Annotated in this window: 15 protein-coding genes and 1 tRNA gene; 13 read left to right on the forward strand and 3 right to left on the reverse strand. The window is 58.3% G+C overall.

Annotated elements, in window-relative coordinates:
* Window positions 1–163 precede the first annotated feature (163 nt).
* From ACSQ83_RS04885 to ACSQ83_RS04940, 12 genes are all read left to right on the forward strand, one after another.
* Window positions 164–2,203, forward strand: a complete 2,040-nt coding sequence (locus ACSQ83_RS04885; RefSeq protein WP_436227384.1) for an FAD-dependent oxidoreductase — start codon at window positions 164–166, stop codon at window positions 2,201–2,203.
* 247 nt (window positions 2,204–2,450) lie between these two features.
* Window positions 2,451–3,764 carry a M24 family metallopeptidase gene (locus ACSQ83_RS04890; RefSeq protein ID WP_436227385.1) on the forward strand — a complete coding sequence of 438 codons (1,314 nt, stop codon included), beginning with the start codon at window positions 2,451–2,453 and terminating at the stop codon, window positions 3,762–3,764.
* A complete protein-coding gene (locus ACSQ83_RS04895; RefSeq protein WP_436227386.1) occupies window positions 3,761–4,720 on the forward strand; it encodes an ornithine cyclodeaminase family protein in 960 nt (319 codons plus the stop codon). The genes ACSQ83_RS04890 and ACSQ83_RS04895 overlap by 4 nt, the downstream gene beginning before the upstream one ends.
* A gap of 85 nt (window positions 4,721–4,805) precedes the next feature.
* A complete protein-coding gene (locus ACSQ83_RS04900) occupies window positions 4,806–5,324 on the forward strand; it encodes a MarR family winged helix-turn-helix transcriptional regulator (protein ID WP_436227387.1) in 519 nt (172 codons plus the stop codon).
* Window positions 5,325–5,512: 188 nt separating this feature from the next.
* On the forward strand, window positions 5,513–6,328 hold the full coding sequence (locus ACSQ83_RS04905) for an amino acid ABC transporter ATP-binding protein (RefSeq protein ID WP_436227388.1): 816 nt from the start codon (window positions 5,513–5,515) through the stop codon (window positions 6,326–6,328).
* Window positions 6,329–6,333: 5 nt separating this feature from the next.
* Window positions 6,334–6,969, forward strand: a complete 636-nt coding sequence (locus ACSQ83_RS04910; protein ID WP_414953921.1) for an amino acid ABC transporter permease — start codon at window positions 6,334–6,336, stop codon at window positions 6,967–6,969.
* Entirely contained in the window at window positions 6,966–7,628 is a 663-nt protein-coding gene (locus tag ACSQ83_RS04915) for an amino acid ABC transporter permease (protein WP_414953920.1), read from the forward strand. Before ACSQ83_RS04910 ends, ACSQ83_RS04915 begins: the two co-directional genes overlap by 4 nt.
* 69 nt (window positions 7,629–7,697) lie before the next feature.
* Window positions 7,698–8,534, forward strand: a complete 837-nt coding sequence (locus ACSQ83_RS04920; RefSeq protein WP_414969416.1) for a substrate-binding periplasmic protein — start codon at window positions 7,698–7,700, stop codon at window positions 8,532–8,534.
* 26 nt (window positions 8,535–8,560) lie between these two features.
* The gene (locus tag ACSQ83_RS04925) at window positions 8,561–8,929 is read left to right on the forward strand and encodes a cupin domain-containing protein (protein WP_436227389.1); all 369 of its coding nucleotides are present in this window, start codon (window positions 8,561–8,563) and stop codon (window positions 8,927–8,929) included.
* Window positions 8,930–8,952: 23 nt separating this feature from the next.
* Window positions 8,953–9,723 carry an NAD(P)-binding domain-containing protein gene (locus tag ACSQ83_RS04930; protein WP_436227390.1) on the forward strand — a complete coding sequence of 257 codons (771 nt, stop codon included), beginning with the start codon at window positions 8,953–8,955 and terminating at the stop codon, window positions 9,721–9,723.
* A 125-nt stretch (window positions 9,724–9,848) separates the two neighbouring features.
* Complete coding sequence (locus tag ACSQ83_RS04935) at window positions 9,849–11,021, forward strand: NAD(P)/FAD-dependent oxidoreductase (RefSeq protein WP_436227391.1); 1,173 nt, start codon at window positions 9,849–9,851, stop codon at window positions 11,019–11,021.
* 154 nt (window positions 11,022–11,175) lie between these two features.
* On the forward strand, window positions 11,176–11,484 hold the full coding sequence (locus ACSQ83_RS04940) for an H-NS histone family protein (protein ID WP_436227392.1): 309 nt from the start codon (window positions 11,176–11,178) through the stop codon (window positions 11,482–11,484).
* Window positions 11,485–11,591: 107 nt separating this feature from the next.
* Here ACSQ83_RS04940 and ACSQ83_RS04945 read toward each other — a convergent pair whose 3' ends face one another.
* From ACSQ83_RS04945 to ACSQ83_RS04955, 3 genes are all read right to left on the reverse strand, one after another.
* Window positions 11,592–13,196 (reverse strand): MFS transporter, encoded by a 1,605-nt coding sequence (locus ACSQ83_RS04945; protein WP_436227393.1) that lies wholly within the window; start codon window positions 13,194–13,196, stop codon window positions 11,592–11,594.
* A gap of 431 nt (window positions 13,197–13,627) precedes the next feature.
* Window positions 13,628–13,795, reverse strand: coding sequence for a hypothetical protein (locus tag ACSQ83_RS04950; RefSeq protein WP_436227394.1), 168 nt, complete (start codon window positions 13,793–13,795; stop codon window positions 13,628–13,630).
* Window positions 13,786–13,870 (reverse strand) — tRNA-Leu (locus ACSQ83_RS04955). Before ACSQ83_RS04955 ends, ACSQ83_RS04950 begins: the two co-directional genes overlap by 10 nt.
* 316 nt (window positions 13,871–14,186) lie before the next feature.
* Here ACSQ83_RS04955 and rnr point away from each other — a divergent pair.
* On the forward strand, window positions 14,187–16,700 hold the full coding sequence (gene rnr, locus ACSQ83_RS04960; RefSeq protein ID WP_436227395.1) for a ribonuclease R: 2,514 nt from the start codon (window positions 14,187–14,189) through the stop codon (window positions 16,698–16,700).
* The last annotated feature ends 44 nt before the right edge of the window (window positions 16,701–16,744 follow it).

The raw sequence follows: 16,744 nt of genomic DNA on the forward strand, positions 1-16,744 counted from the left end.
GGGTCAAAGCGCTTTGTTTTGTTCCCGCACCCCGCAGCCCGACTTGGCGCAGATCCGCAATCACGCAGTCTAATGTTCATTGTAGTCGAGATACTTGACACAGGTGTACGGAGTGAATAATCTTGTTTGCGTCCCCCAAACAAAATCGTCAAAAGGCCACGCCATGTCGTCAAACGACCCGCTCCTTCAGCCTTACACCATCAAACATCTGACGTTCCGCAACCGCATCATGACCACGTCGCACGAGCCGGCGTACGCGGAGGACGGCATGCCGAAGGAGCAGTACCGCGCGTATCACGTCGAGCGCGCGAAGGCGGGGATCGCGCTCACCATGACTGCCGGCTCGGCGGCGGTATCGAAGGACAGCCCACCGGTCTTCAACAACGTGCTCGCGTACAAGGACGAGGTCGTGCACTGGATGAAGGATCTCGCCGATGAATGCCACGAGCACGGCGCAGCGGTCATGATCCAGTTGACACACCTCGGACGGCGCACGCGTTGGGACAAGGGCGACTGGCTTCCGGCCGTGTCCCCCTCGCACAACCGGGAGCCGGCGCATCGCTCCTTTCCGAAGAAACTCGAGGACTGGGACATCGAGCGCATCATCAAGGACTATGCGGACGCCGCGGAGCGAATGAAGGCGGCCGGGCTCGACGGGCTCGAGCTGGAAGCCTACGGACACCTGATGGATCAGTTCTGGTCGCCGCTCACGAATACGCTCGATGCACCCTATGGCGGCTCGCTGGACAACCGGATGAAATTCACCTTCGACGTCCTGACGGCCATGCGCAAGCGAGTGGGCCCGGACTTCCTGCTCGGCATCCGATACACCGCCGACGAGATTATTGAAGGCGGCCTCACGAAAGAGGACGGGCTGTATATATCGAAGAAGCTGAAGGACAGCGGCCTTGTCGATTTCCTCAATGTGATCCGTGGGCATCTGGAAACCGATGCCGGATTGACCGACATCATCCCGATCCAGGGCATGAAAAGCGCGCCTCATCTGGACTTTGCCGGTGAGATCAAGAAGGCGACCGAGTTCCCCACCTTTCACGCAGCGCGAATCCAGGACGTGCCCACGGCCCGGCATGCAATCGAGTCAGGCAAGATCGACATGGTCGGCATGACGCGCGCGCACATGACAGACCCGCACATTGTGCGCAAGATTATCGAGCGCCGCGAAGACGACATTCGACCGTGCGTTGGCGCGAACTATTGTCTCGATCGAATCTATCAGGGTGGCGCGGCGTACTGTATCCACAATGCCGCCACGGGCCGCGAAACCACCATGCCGCACGACATAAAACGTGCGCCGGTCAGGCGCAAAGTAGTGATTGTCGGGGCCGGTCCTGCGGGACTCGAGGCCGCCCGCGTGGCCGGTGAGCGAGGACATGAGGTCGTCGTGCTGGAGGCGACGAACCACCCCGGCGGCCAGATCCGCCTGACCGCGCAGAACGCGCGGCGCAAGGAGATGATCGGCATCATCGACTGGCGGATGTCCCAATGTGAGCGACTTGGCGTGACGTTCAAGTTCAACACGTGGGCGGAGTCGGCGACCGTGCAAGCTGAAAACCCGGATGTGGTGATCGTGGCAACCGGGGGAATGCCCCGCACCGACGTTTTGCGCGAAGGAAACGAGCTGGTGGTATCGACATGGGACATCATCTCCGTCGACGTCAAGCCCGGCGCGAACGTCCTGATCTTCGACGACGCCGGTGACCATGCAGCGCTGCAAGCTGCCGAGGTGATCGCGCAAGCCGGAGGGAAGGTCGAGATCATGACGCCGGATCGCTCGTTCTCGCCCGAAGTGATGAGCATGAACCTCGTTCCATATATGCGATCGCTTCAGACGCTGGACGTGACGTTCACTGTGACCTACAGGCTCGCTTCGGTGCATCGTGACGATAACGGCCTTGTCGCGGTCGTGGGCAGCGATTATGGCGGCGTCCGCAAGGAGCAACGTCACGATCAGGTCGTGGTGAATCACGGAACGATTCCCATGGACGATTTGTATTTCGAACTGAAGCCGATGTCGAGCAACCTCGGCGCCCTCGACTACGACGATCTTATTGGTGGGACGAAACAGTCACGCAAGTCCAACCCGGAAGGCGCCTTCCAGCTTTTCCGCATAGGCGATGCGGTGTCCGCACGCAACACGCATGCGGCAATCTACGACGCGCTTCGACTGGTCAAGGACCTGTAGCCGAGACGGCGGTTTCGTCAAGGTTTTAACCGGCTTTTTTAGCGATATGGATAACTAATCAAGATTGGTTATCGTGGAGTCGTGCGTAAGCTGCGGGCGCGTCAATCTATTATGCAAACGCTTCAAAACCCGGCTAGCCACACCGCGCTAAATCGGCGTTTTTGATACCTTGACATATGGTTCCACGTGGGACTAATCTGAAATCATCGGTGATCGGACAACAAGTCGATAGAGGATGGACGTAACCATGGATCGTGATGCGAGCCTTTCCGGCCGGACCTTGCAACGTCCTCGCGATGGTCGTGAGTATCGAGAGGATCAGGCCGTCAAGGGGCATCGGATCGCGCCTGTCGACCGGACGCTGATTGAACGGTTTGAGGGCATCGACCGGCGCTCGCTTCGCGCATATCGTCTCGAAAGAATTCGCGCGCAACTGCGTTCGCATGATTACGGCGGGATACTTCTGGCGGATCCGTTGAACATCCGTTACGCCACCGACACGAACAATCTAGGGCTTTGGGTCATGCATTCCCCGAGTCGTTATGTGTATATCGCTACAGACGGACCGGTGATCCTGTTTGACTTCACTAGCAGCCAACACAACAGCGAAGGCATTGAAACCATCGACGAGATACGTCCAGCCATTCCTTGGCTGTACTTTCTTGCCGGTCCGAGAGTCGAGGAAAAGGCTACGTTATGGGCCAGGGAAGTGGCCGATCTGGTTTCCACCTATGGCGCCGGTAATCGAAGGTTAGCGGTTGATCGCTGCGATCCCTGGGGCGCGGAGCGCCTCAAGGCACATGGCATCGAATTGTTCGACGCGCAGCCGCTTACGGAGCAAGCGCGGCTGATCAAGTCGCCGGAGGAGATCGCGCAGCACGAGGTGTCCATGGCCGTATGCGATCTGGGTATATCGCGCATGGTCGAGTCGCTTCATGCCGGTGTGACCGAGAACCAGTTGTGGAGCATCCTGCATGAGACGAACATCGCACATGGTGGGGAGTGGGCCGAAAGCCGCTTGCTGAATTCGGGGCCGCGCACCAACCCATGGTTCCAGGATGCAACGAACAGGGTGATCGAAGCGGGTGACATGGTTTGCTTCGACACGGATATGGTCGGGCCGGGCGGCTACCTGTCCGACATCTCCCGAAGTTTTGTTTGTCCAGGTCGGACCATGTCAGCAAGGCAGGGAAATCTTCTTGGCTTCGCGGAAGACCAGATCATGCACAACGTGGGTCTGCTTCGCGCGGGACTGTCGTTCCGCGAATTCGCCGAACAATGCTGGCCGGTTCCGGAGCGTTATGTGCATAACCGATACATGATGATGCTTCACGGCGTCGGGCTGGTGGATGAATATCCGAGTGTCGCCTATGCCGTCGACTTCGATGCATGGGGATACGACGGAACCTTCCAGGAAAACATGGTTGTGTCGGTGGAGAGTTATATCGGCGAGCAGGGCGGTAAAGAGGGCGTCAAGCTTGAAGAGCAAGTGCTGATAACAGCGAACGGGTCAGTTGTCCTCTCGCAAAGTCCGCTTCTTGGTCGTCAATACTCGTCATGAGCGAAGCCCTTCCTCGCGTGATTGATGCCGACGCGGTGCTGGCCCGGGCTTCCCCAATTGCACTGATCGATGCAATGGAAATGAAGCATCTGGAGGGATACGAAACCGTTGGGCGACTTCATACGGCAAGCTTGAGGGATGATCGGCCGAGTGCCGAGTTGCTCGTCTGGGTAGGGGCACGACCGGACGGATCGATGGGCGCAAAACTCGTCTCGATCTCCCCCGATAACGGTCAATTGAATCAGCCTTCGCCTACGTATCATTCGGCGTTCGCATTGGTCGACCGGCTGGATGGGCGCTTCAGGTCTTTCATAGTGGGTGAAAGCTTTACCCGATGCAAGACTGCGGCTGATTCGGCACTCGCGGCGCGGTACCTCGCTCCGGTCAGCCCGATGAAACTGGTCGTGCTCGGCGCTGGCGCTCAGGCCAGGACTCATCTGACTTACCTGCACGCGGTTTGCCCGACCATCGAACGGATTGCCGTATGGAACCGGAACCGAGATCGCGCAGAACAGTTGATAGCGGAGCGTTTTCTGCCCGTCGATTTTCATGTGTCGAATGACCTCGAGGCAAGTGTTGCGGACGCTGACATCGTGGTGTGTCTAACCTCGTCCTCTACACCCGTGCTCGATGGCAAGTGGCTTAAGCCCGGGTGCCATGTCGATCTTGTCGGCGGTTTCACCCCGGACATGCGCGAGACGAACGACACCGCCATTCTCCGGTCGAGCATATTTGTGGACCATCTGGGGCTCACGGCCGAGCATTGTGGCGACATAGTTCAACCGCTGAAGAATGGAACCATCACGCTGTCGGACATACGAGGAGACCTCTTTGATTTGTGCAGGAAGGAGATTCCGGGACGGCACGACCCGCAGGAAATTACCCTGTTCAAAAATGGTGGCGGCGGTCATCTGGATCTAATGGTGGCGGAATGGTTGACTGACTCCTTTCATTGAGAGTCGGGAGCGCATGGCCCGCTGTCAGTCTAGATGGGGCCTGTATATGGCTTCGCCCGGTTGTTGAATTCAAGGATAAGAAAATATGGTTAGTACAGTTGAGGATAGTCAGGAAACGGAACTGAAGGCATCCGATAGCGTGATTAATACTCAAGACGTGTTCGCCGCGGTCGTCACGAACGGACCGATCAGCGACGCATGGCGCTTCACGCTCTGGTCGAACTACTACACCGAGCCATGCTTTACAGCGATGAGTCGTGACTTCGACGTCGGCCGTGACGAGTTTAATGTGCTGAGCTGCCTGAGTTCCTATGGTCCGATGGCAGCCAAGACAATTTGCGACGTGACCGGCCGTCCAAAAAACAGTATCAGCCGTGCGGTGACGCGACTCAGCGAAAGAAAAATGATTCGGCGCAAGATCAATCCGCTTGACCGGCGTGAGAGCTCACTCATCCTGAACGAGAGCGGGCGGAAGCTCTACGAACGTGTGGTGCCGGTTGCTATCGAGAGGCAGTCGGCCATGCTGAGCGGGTTGAGCTCATCGGAGCGCGCGTTGCTCGATCAAGTGCTGAACAAGCTGATGCAGTTTCGCCATGAGTGGTGAAGGCGTGGAGCGAAGCGCTGCGAAGCCCACGAAGAGCCCACGAACAGTTGATTCAATTTGTGCACTACATGGTGCGAAAGCATCACTTGAGGTCTGTTTTTTGGCTTAGTCAAATGGTCTGGCCGTGCATCTATATAAGCCCCGGGCAACCGAGACCGGTTTCGCACGAAGTTCACGGAGTGAGTTCCATGAATAGTATTGCTTCTCCCTTTCTAGAGTCCGGGCCGGCCGCCTCGCAGCGCGCCGGGCTAACGGGCGAACCGATACTTTGCGTTGAATCGGTGAGCAAGACATACGGCACGCACAGGGTCCTTACGAACATCAGCTTTCAGATGCAAGTCGGCGAGGTCATCGCGATCATTGGCCCCAGCGGTTCCGGAAAAAGCACATTGCTTCGGTGTATCAATCAACTCGAGCCGCCGAACGAAGGCAAGGTGACAATCGGAGGCGTAACGATCGACGCTGGGAGCCCAGTCTCCCGACGGGACCTCGTCGCATTGCGCCGGAAGATCGGCATGGTTTTTCAGTCCTTCAACCTGTTTCCCCATCTCTCCGTGCTGCGCAACGTCAGTCTTGCGCAGGAACGCACCATGGGCCGCTCCAGAAAAGAGGCGGACGCAAGATCAATGGACCTTCTCGCCCGCGTTGGCTTGGCTGACAAAGCGGGCCAGTATCCCGCACGGTGTTCCGGCGGGCAGCAGCAGCGGATCGCGATTGCGCGTGCATTGGCTCTGGAGCCGGAAATCATGTTGTTCGACGAACCCACTTCCGCACTGGACCCGGAGTTAGGCCTCGAAGTGCTGGCCGTCATGAAGGAGCTTGCTGTATCGGGCATGACGATGATCGTCGTCACTCACGAGATGCATTTTGCAGAGAACGTTTCGGATCGCGTGATCCTGATGGCTGAAGGTCACATACTCGAGGAAGGACCCAGTGCCGAGATCATGCGCGCTCCCAAGACCGAACGCGCGGCCAAATTTCTTAGCGCAGTGAGGGACCGGTAATGATCATGGATCTCACCGCAATCCTGAAGGGCGTGCCGTGGACAATCGCGCTCACCCTTGCGTCGTTCATTCTGGGCGCGCTGCTCGGATTGCCGCTTTGCGCAATGCGCCTTTCGACTACCGGCTGGTTGCGGCTTACGTCGACGGCAATTGTTGTGTCCTGCCGGTCAATTCCACCCATCGTCTGGCTCTTTTTTGTGTTCTTTGGCATTGGCAACGGCCTCATAGCCATGAGCCCGTTTACTGCCGCGGTGGTGGGCCTCGGCTTGGTGACCGCCGCCAACATGTCCGAGATCTATCGAGGCGCGCTGACCGCTATTCACCCGGGACAATTCGAAGCGGCGAAGGTGTTGAACCTGACGCGGAGCCAGCAGTTTCGCGACGTCGTTCTGCCGCAGTTGACGAGGATCGCATTACCGTCCGGTGCTACCTATCTTATCGGCCTGCTAAAGGACTCAGCCGTCGCGTCGACCATCGGCGTGACTGATCTGGCCTACCAGTCGTATCACATTTCTCAACAGACTTTTCGCGGGCTGAGCGTCTACGCGGCCGCGGCGCTTCTTTACATCCTCCTGAGTTTGCCGATCGCGTGGCTGTCGCGCTGGGCCGATGTTCAATTGCGTTCGAGGGTATCGAGATGATGGAGCTTCTCAACCTTTGGAAGGGCTGGCTTCCGGAGCTCATTGACGGTTATGGCCTCTCGCTCGAAGTGACCGCCCTAAGCCTCGCGATAGGCATTCCGTTAGGGCTCGTACTCGCGCTTGCGGTGCCGGCCAAGTCGAAGGCGATCAGGTTCCCCGCGTTGACGTTCGTTGAAATCGGCAGAGGAGCGCCCGTTCTTATCCTGCTCCAGTTCGTCTATTTCGGCTTGCCGACGGCGGGCCTTACGTTGTCATCGTTCGCGTCGGCAGTGGTTGCGCTCGCGTGCTGCACCGGCGCCTATACCAGCGAGATCATCCGCGCGGGATTCGAAGCCGTCCCGTATGGGCAAAAAGAGGCTGCGTTAGTGATCGGACTCAACGGCCTCGACGCACTGCGCTTTGTGATCGTTCCTCAAGGTCTTAGGGTTGCGCTTCCCGCGCTACTCGGGTTTTCGATAATGATGCTTCAGGCAACGTCGCTCTGCTTCACGATCGCGCTTCCTGAACTGGTCAGCCGGGCATCGAATATCGGGTCCACGACGTTTGAATACATGCCGGTCCTGATCCTTGCCGGCTTGATGTTCGCTGTCATCTGCATTCCCGCAACGCTGTTTGTTTCCGTACTTGAACGAAGATTGGGACGTCATGCCGTTCGATAGATTCGCTCCGTCTTTGCCGCTTAGCTGCCCGTGAATATCCCTCCACTGAAGCCACGATAGGAAAACGACATGAAAACGTCCGAACAATTCTTCAGGAGACTCTGCGCCGGCCTCCTTTTGTCCTGCGTCACCTATTCCGCCTTCGCGGATCAGTGCAAGCCCGCTCATACGTTTCCGACCATTACGTCCGGCACTTTATCGGTGGCAGCATGGGTATTTCCTCCGTATTCGATTCCGGCGGGCAGCACGGATATTGGTGGCGTTGACGGCGATATCGTCAAGCTCATCGCGGCGAAGGAATGCCTGAAGCTTTCGATCAGCACGGTGGATCCGGCTGCCGTCATTCAGTCGGTCGTGTCGGGGAAAGCGGATATAGGAATGGGCGACTGGTACCGGACGGCTGACCGCGCGAAGGTCCTTGGGCTTAGCGGCCCGATGTACCTCGATCAGATGGGCGTTATCTCCAAGGACGGTATCGACACCATCGCCGGTTTGCAGGGCAAGCGCGTGGGATCGGTTCAGGGTTATCTCTGGACGGGCGATCTCCAGAAGGTACTCGGCAGTTCGCTGACCCTCTATCCTAATCCGGTCGCCATGGCGCAGGATCTGGCGGCTGGCCGGATTGACGTCGGGACGGACAGCTTCGCTGTTGCGCAATACGATCAGAAGAAGGGGGGGTATGTTTCCATCAAGATCATGCCGGTGAAGCCGGACCCCAGGGTCCCGGCGTCGGTTCAGCCGGGCCAGACTGCATTTCCGTACACGAAGTCGAATCAGGCCCTGGGCGATGCGCTGAGCGCGGACATTGCTGAGCTGCACAAGTCTGGCGATATCGCGCGAATCCTGAAGGCGCATGGTCTGGAGCCCTCAGCAGCCGATGTCGGTCAACCGCGGCTGGTTCAGTGACCCATGTCCCGTATTGAGGAGAGGCAATGATCAACACAGGCATGCGAGTCGCGTTGGGTCCCGATGTGAAGGGCTCGCATTTTCTCGATGCGACTGCCCTTCAGTGGCAGCCATCGGATACGCCGGGATTCGATATTGTGACGTTGTTCGAGAATCCTTCGACCGGCGAGTCCACTGTTTTGATGCGGGTTGAAGCCGGTGCGAGAGCGGGGTTGCACAGTCATGATTTGCTAGAGGAGATCTACGTGCTCGACGGTGAATTTTCGGATGAAGACCGTACTTACTTGCGTGGGCAGTATTGCGTGCGTTCGCCGGGCACGCAGCATACCGCTGTTTCAGAACAGGGATGCATAGTTATGCTGATCTATCGGAATACTGCGGCAGCGTTGATCTAATCATGCCGATACCGGACTCATCCATGGCTGGTCTTGGCGTAATCGGAACGGGACAATTCGCTTCGTATTTTATTACGGCGCTGCGTCGAGGTGGGTACGACGGTAAGGTCTTGCTCTCGCCGCGCAATGCCGGGATCGCCAGCACGCTGGCGCGAAATCGGCATTGCGTGGTGGCTGCGTCAGCCGAAGAGGTGTTGGCGGGCGCCGACGTGATCCTCCTGAGCGTGAGGCCGGAACAGGCTAAGGCGGCGTTGGCGAATTTGCGTTGGGAGCGTCGGCACATCGTCCTTTCCGCAATGGCAGGTATTCGCCTCGACGAGCTTCGCGCCATGCTGCCGGAAGTGGAGGGCGTGCATCTCATCATGCCGGGCAGTTACATCGAAATAGCGCCGGGTCCTATCCCGCTTTATCCGCCAGCGCCGCGACTCATGCCGTTGCTCTCTTGTGCTGGCAATGTCGTTGCGTTGCCAAGTGAGGCTGCGTTTAACGCGGCAATAATTTCCGTATGCGCGTCGACTTGGATATACGACCTTGCTCACGCGCTTGCGGTTGAACTCGAGCGGCATGGGCTTGAGCCCGACGCTGCTCGTGCGCTGACCCTCGGTAATATCGCGGGGCCGGCCAGCTTTGCCTTGGGCAAGCCGGAGAAGGGTCTTCTTGAACTCTCTGCGGGCATTGCGACCGAGCGGACATTTACCAAGACCGGACTCGATTATTTGAAGGCAGGTCACTTCGACGCCCCATGGAAAGAAGCCATTGCACAGCTTGCGGAAATGCTAAACCTACCCGCGTGACGGCTCTGGTGCTAGGGTATCAATCTGCAGTTGCTTGAGGGTATGTGAAGACGGCTTAAGGGAAATATGCAAAAGGAACGACTCGCAAAAGCGAGTCGTCGGGTTACAACCATGTGGAGTGAGTCGTGAGTTCTAAGGTCGTTATAGTTGGCGGCGGGGTCATTGGAAGTTCCATCGCCTATTTTCTGCGTGCTTCGGATCCGACGGTTGACGTGACCGTCATCGAGCGCGACCCGAGCTATGCGAAGTCGTCGTCGGCACTGTCGGCCGCATCGATCCGGCAGCAATTCTCCACGCCGCTTTCCATTCAAATGTCGTTGTACGGCATCGATTTTCTTCGCGGTATTGGGGACATTCTTGAAGTCGACGGGTTCAAGCCGGCAATTGATCTTCACGAAGGAGGTTATCTTTTCCTTGCTAGCCAGGCAGGCGACGCAACGCTTCGTGAAAACCACGCGTTGCAGAGGAAGCTTGGCGCGGACATCACGCTGATGGCGCAAGACGCGTTGCGCGCGAAGTTTCCCTGGCTGAATGTCGAGGACCTCGTTGCCGGCGCGTTTGGCGAGAGCGGAGAAGGGTGGTTCGACGGCTATGGCCTTGTGCAGGCACTTCGCAAGAAGGCACAGTCGCTCGGCTCGCGCTACGTGGCGGCGGACGTGACAGGACTGGTGCGGGACGGCCGGCGCGTCACGCATGCGGTGGCGAGCAATGGCGAGCGTTATGCCTGCGATACGGTGGTTAATGCAGCGGGTGCCTGGGCACGCAAGGTATCGGAAATGATGGGTATCGACATCCCTGTTTTTGCGCGGCGGCGGAGCATCTTTAATGTGTCGTCGCCTGCGCGATTGGAACACTGCCCTTTGCTGATCGATCCGACCGGGGTCTATTTTCGCCCAGAGGGGAGGACCTATATTTGCGGTACGTCGCCGACCGCGGATAATGACCCGGATGACCTGCCGCTGGACGAAGTCGACCACGCGATCTTCGACGATGTCATCTGGCCGACGCTCGCACATCGTGTTCCGGAATTCGAAGCTCTGCGCGTTGAAAACTGCTGGTCGGGCTATTACGAGTACAACGTGCTCGACCAGAATGCGATTATTGGCTATCACCCGGACATCGAGAATTGTGTCTTCGCAAATGGCTTCAGCGGTCACGGACTACAGCAAGGACCGGCGACCGGGCGTGGCGTGAGCGAGTTGATCCTGTCCGGAAAATACACTTCGCTCGACCTGTCGTCGCTGAGCTGGGAGCGGGTACTGGAATGCCGTCCGATCGTTGAAAAGAACGTCGTTTAGCGCGATGCGTTTCGGATTTCAATGGATCGAATTAACGAAGCGAGTCGCGGCTAAATCTTTATTGTGACCAGCATAGAGGTTAATATTCAGTGGTCAGGCAGCGTTGGCTGCGTCAAACTCGACCTAATTGATTTCGGAAAATATGGAAACGGTAATGCCTGGTTTGAAGGAACTACTGGCGCAGCGCGAAGCGCTTCAGCGGGAATTGGAGCAGGCGCGGGAGCAGGAAGCAGATCGCGCGCTGCGCGAGATCGTCGCGAAAATGACGGAATATAAAATCTCCCTGCAGGAGCTGATCGGTACCAAGGCTCATGCCCGGTTGATCCCGCCGGTCCCGAACGCCAAGTACCGCGACCCGGCTACCGGGGCGACATGGAGCGGCCGGGGACGGGCGCCGCAATGGATTGCAGACAAGAACCGCGACGATTTCCTGATTCAGCCGTCGCTGTTTCGAGGTCAGTGAGAGTTTTCAGCGACGATTTTCAGTGAAGTTTCAGCGAAGGCCACGTCCGAAAAGACACCGGCCTTCAGCTCTGCTTTGGCGGTGCGAAACATTGGTACAGGATGCCGTTAATCCAATGCAGGCGATTCCTGCCCTAACGGTGCAGCTACATCACGACGCGTCTCGTCCTTCTTTTCTCCTGCAACTTCTCCGTGGTCTGAGCGAACACGTCCAAGCAGTACAAAGACCAATACCGCGGCACCCAAGGTCAGGATAATCGCAACCCAAAGCAGCTTCTTGAACGCGAGATCATAGGCGAGCAGCAAGTGCGCGTGATCGAAACCCGAAAGGATTGCCCCAGCTTTCGCCAGCGTTCCAGCGGCAAGTTGCGCCGCGCCTGACGCCAGGGTGTCCGGATTCTGATCCGGCCTGATCTCAGTCAGGGTTTGCCGGGCGAAGAACGCCAGCAACGAACCCACAATGGCCATGGCGGTGCTATCGATCGAAACGCGCAACGCGCCAAAGATACCAACGGCCATTCCGGCTTTATCGCTAGGGACGACGCTGACCGCGAGGTTATCCATCAAGCCCCACGGAATAGCAGCACCCAGGCCAATCAGAAGCAGATCCACTCGCATCAAAATGCCATGATCTCCTAGCGGCACCTGGGCGAGCAGAAAGAGCCCCCCGACCGAGATCAGCATGCCTATGCCCGAAAGAATGCCAACCGGAATAAATCGGGTGAGCATTGCCGAAAGGAACGGGACGATGAGCAGCGGCGCGGAAAAATACAGCATCAGTATCCCCGCATCGAGGGCATTGAGCCCTTCAATCCCGATAAAACGCAGCGGCAGAATCACGAGCAACGCAATATAGGAATATGCAGTCGCGAGCGGCAGAAGCTGCGCGCCCACGAAGCGCGGATAGCGGAAAAGGCTGAGATCAAGCATGGGATTCAAGACTTTCGTCTCGATCACAACAAAAACGACCAGTACCACACCGCTCGCCAAAAAGAGTCCCAGGTCAAGCGGGCCAGTCCATCCATGCACCGGGGCTTCGACCACTGCAAAGGTGAAGAGCGTCAGCATGAGAGTGAAGGTGCCGGCGCCTGCCCAGTCGAGACCATGCGCCGATGGATTCTTGCTGTCCGTCATGTAGAAAATGCACAAGATCAGTGCGATAAAACTGATCACCGCGCTGCTGAGGAAGACCGCATGCCAGTTAAAGAGGGCGATCAGAATGCCGGCCAGCGTCGGGCCGAAGGCAAGGCCTGCGCCAAACGCGATGCCGATAAGGCTGAAAATCCTGACACGCGCCGCGCCTTCAAATTCCTGTGCCAGCATTGACACGCCGCCGGCATAGGCACAAGCAGCCGCAAGGCCATGCGGGACGCGAAGGAAGTCGAGCCACAAGACGCTTGGCGCGAGCGGCATCACAAGCGAAACGAGCGTCATGACGAACATGCCGATGAAGAAGATTTTCTTGCGGCCATAGTGATCGGCAAGCGCACCCGCCACCATCAGCGTGCTGCCGCAGGCGAGCATGAAGGCGTTGGTGATCCAGGACAGCGCAACGGTCCCGCCCGGAAGGTCCCGGCCGATGAAAGTTTGAGCGGCAGGTCCCGCCGACAGACTTAAAGGCAGGCTGATGCAGGCTAAAATCACCGCAAAGAGAACAAGGATTTTGGCGCGAGTCGTTCGCGGCACCGTTGGGGAAACATTCGCGGAGTGCATCGATAAGATTCCCTTAGGTTCATGCGATACAGGAGGAGCGCAACGGGCTGTCCTGATTCTGAGGATGGGGCAATGCTAGGGGTGTCTGAGTTATGGATAAAGAAAGACAATGCGAATTCATCTGTCGGGAATTGCGAATAATGAAAAGCGGGGTGCGAATAACCCTGTTGCAGGCTCTGATTTTGCCGGCGATGGTCGTGGCTGCTTTGATGGGTATGGATTGACCGCTTCCGTCGTTTCAATACATCTGCATTCCTAAGTTATTGTGCGAGAGTGGAAGATGAGTGTCCCCCAAGCAGCGTTTTGATCGCAATAACGTCGGAGTGCGGGCAAAGCCTCTGGAAGTTTTCTTTCGCCGTGCGGGGGGCGATATTTGAGCAGACAGGTTTTTGCCCGGTTCGGACGCGCGCGAAGTAAAAATCTCTGGCCGATCAGGAGGGGCGACGCTCCAGCGCAGTTTCGACGTTGCGCAATGCAATCTCCAACTCCGGCTCGAACAGCAGCGCCTCGACACGCAAAAAACAAAAAACCCCGTAATCACAAGGATTGACGGGGTTTTCCGACTTCGGACTGCTCCGAATTTGAATCTTGGTGCCCAAGAGAGGACTCGAACCTCCACGCCTCGCGGCGCATGGACCTGAACCATGTGCGTCTACCAATTCCGCCACCTGGGCAAGGTGCGTGTGCAGCAAAGAACGCAATTATAGCCGGGCGTATCGCGCTGTCAAGCATTTTGAGACCGAAACTGAAACACGGCTCCGAGCCAGTACCCATATGGCTTGCGAGCCGATGTGCCCCGGTTGGCGGGTGTTAGAATGGTTCGCAAACTATTCGTGAACGAACCGGAACAACGTTAAGTGCAACGTCCCGGCAACGCGCCGATCCAGTCCCGGGCGGGGCTGGAAAGTAAAGCTGGGATGGGATTGCCGACGGGTAATCCCCCATTAACCGCGACATTCAGTTAGACGAGAAGAGATCATCGATAAGCCCTTGAACAAATATCCGTATCCGATTCCGAGCCGCGAAGAAATTCTCGGCGTGTTGCGCACGAGCGAAGCGCCGCTCGCTGCGAACGACATCGCCGAAGCTCTGTCGATCAAGCGCCAGGAGCGCGAAGGATTTTTCAAGCGATTGGGAGCCATGGAGCGCGACGGCCAGGTCCGTCTCGACAAACGCGGCTATTACCAACTCACGCATCCCTCGAACTTCGTTGCCGGCCGGGTTCAAGGCCATCGCGACGGCTTCGGCTTCCTGATTCGCGACGACGGCCAGGACGACCTGTTCCTGCCCAACGGCGAGATGCAGAAGGTCATGCACAACGACCGCGTGCTTGCGCGCATTGTCGGGTATGACCGGCGCGGGCGGCCTGAGGGCCATATCGTGGAAGTCACGGATCGTGCGAATAAACGCATCATCGGCCGGCTGATCAGCGAGAACGGCGCGCTGCTCCTCGTGCCCGAAGACAAGCGCATTGGCCACGACATCCTGATCACGCAGAATCCGAAGAAGGCGAAAGTGGGGCAAGTGGTCTCGGTGGATCTCACCGACTTCCCGAGCCGCCATTCGCAGCCGCTCGGACGCGTGGCGGAAGTGATCGGCGACATTGACGATCCGGGCATGGAAATCGAAATCGCGGTGCGCAAATACGGCGTGCCGCACGAGTTCAGCGACCGCGCGCTCGAGCAGGCCTCGAAGTTGCCGGACGAAGTACGCCCCGTCGATATCCGGCATCGCGTGGATTTGCGTGATGTGCCGCTGGTCACTATCGATGGTGAAGACGCACGCGACTTCGACGACGCCGTCTATTGCGAACCCATGACGGTCGGTCGCGGTACGGGCTTCCGTTTGTTGGTCGCGATTGCCGACGTCTCGCATTACGTGCGTCCGAACGAAGCGCTGGATGTCGATGCGCTCGATCGCAGCACGTCGGTGTATTTTCCGCGGCGCGTGATTCCCATGCTGCCGGAGAAGTTATCGAATGGCCTGTGTTCGCTGAATCCGCACGTGGATCGTTGTGTGCTCGTATGCGACATGGTGATCACCGCGCGCGGCGAGATCAAGGCGTACCAGTTCTATCCCGCCGTGATGCATTCGGCAGCGCGCCTGACGTACACGGAAGTTGCTTCAGTCCTGACCAACACGAAGGGTCCGGAAGCAGCGAAGCGCGCCGACCTGTTGCCGCAATTGCAGAACCTGTACGGCGTGTATAAGTCGCTGCACGCAGCGCGCCAGAAACGTGGTGCGATCGATTTCGATACGACCGAGACGTACATCGTCTGCAATGCGCAGGGCAAGATCGAGCAGATCGTGCCGCGCCATCGCAACGACGCGCATCGGCTGATCGAGGAATGCATGCTGGCCGCGAACGTTTGTGCGGCTGACTTCCTCAAGCGCCACAAACACCCGGGCTTGTATCGCGTGCATGCCGGGCCGACGCCCGAAAAGCTCGAAAACCTGCGCGCGTTCCTGCGTGGCGTGGGCTTGTCGCTGGGTGGCGGCGAGAAGCCGCATGCAAGCGATTACGCCGCGCTCATGGCTATGGTGCGCGATCGGCCGGACGCACAGATGCTGCAGAGCATGGTGCTGCGTTCCATGCAGCAGGCAGTCTACAGTCCGGACAACATTGGTCACTTCGGGCTCGCGTACGAAGCGTATGCGCACTTCACGAGCCCGATTCGCCGATACCCCGACTTGCTTACGCATCGCTCGATCTACGCCATTCTGCAGGGCAAGAAGTATCAGCCCGAAGTGGGTCACGACGTCACGCTCAGCACGGGCCTGACGAAGGCCGCACGGGCCATGCAGAAATCCGATGACGAATCGCGCAGCCGTCAGCGCAACAATGTCGCGATCTGGGAAGAGCTCGGACTGCATTGTTCGTCGAATGAACGCCGTGCCGACGAAGCGTCGCGCGACGTGGAAGCCTGGCTCAAGTGCTATTTCATGCGCGACAAGCTCGGCGAAGAATACGGCGGCATGGTGAACGGCGTGACGACGTTCGGGATCTTCGTGCAACTGGATTCGCTGTTTATCGAAGGACTGGTGCATATCACCGAGCTCGGCGCCGATTACTTCCAGTACGACGAGATCAAGAACGAACTGCGCGGCGAACGCACAGGCATTCGCTACCGCATGTCGGATCGGGTGCGCGTGCAGGTCAGCCGCGTCGATCTGGATTCACGCAAGATCGACTTCCGGCTGGTCCGCGATACCCCCGTCAAGCCGCCAGGACGGACCTCGGCGCCTGCCGTCGAACACTCCGCCGCAAATGGTGCGGGCGTGGGCGCGGGACCGCGTGTGCGGCCGTTCCCGTCTGACGAAGGCAGCAGCGTGAATAGCCGGCGGCGCGACCGCGGCGGCAAGAAGGCGGCGGCTCAGGCCATGGGCAAGGCAGCCGCGGCGGCACTGCCGCCTACTATCGCCAAGGACGTGGCGGTGGCGAAGAAACGCGGCGCGGCGCCAAAGGCGGCGGCCAAGAGTCATCCGCCACGAAAGAAGCGCTGAGGCGCGCGGTAGCGACGAAGGCGACGCGCCTCAGTTTGAAATGC

This window comes from Caballeronia sp. LjRoot29, assembly GCF_964252755.1.
GTDB lineage: Bacteria > Pseudomonadota > Gammaproteobacteria > Burkholderiales > Burkholderiaceae > Caballeronia.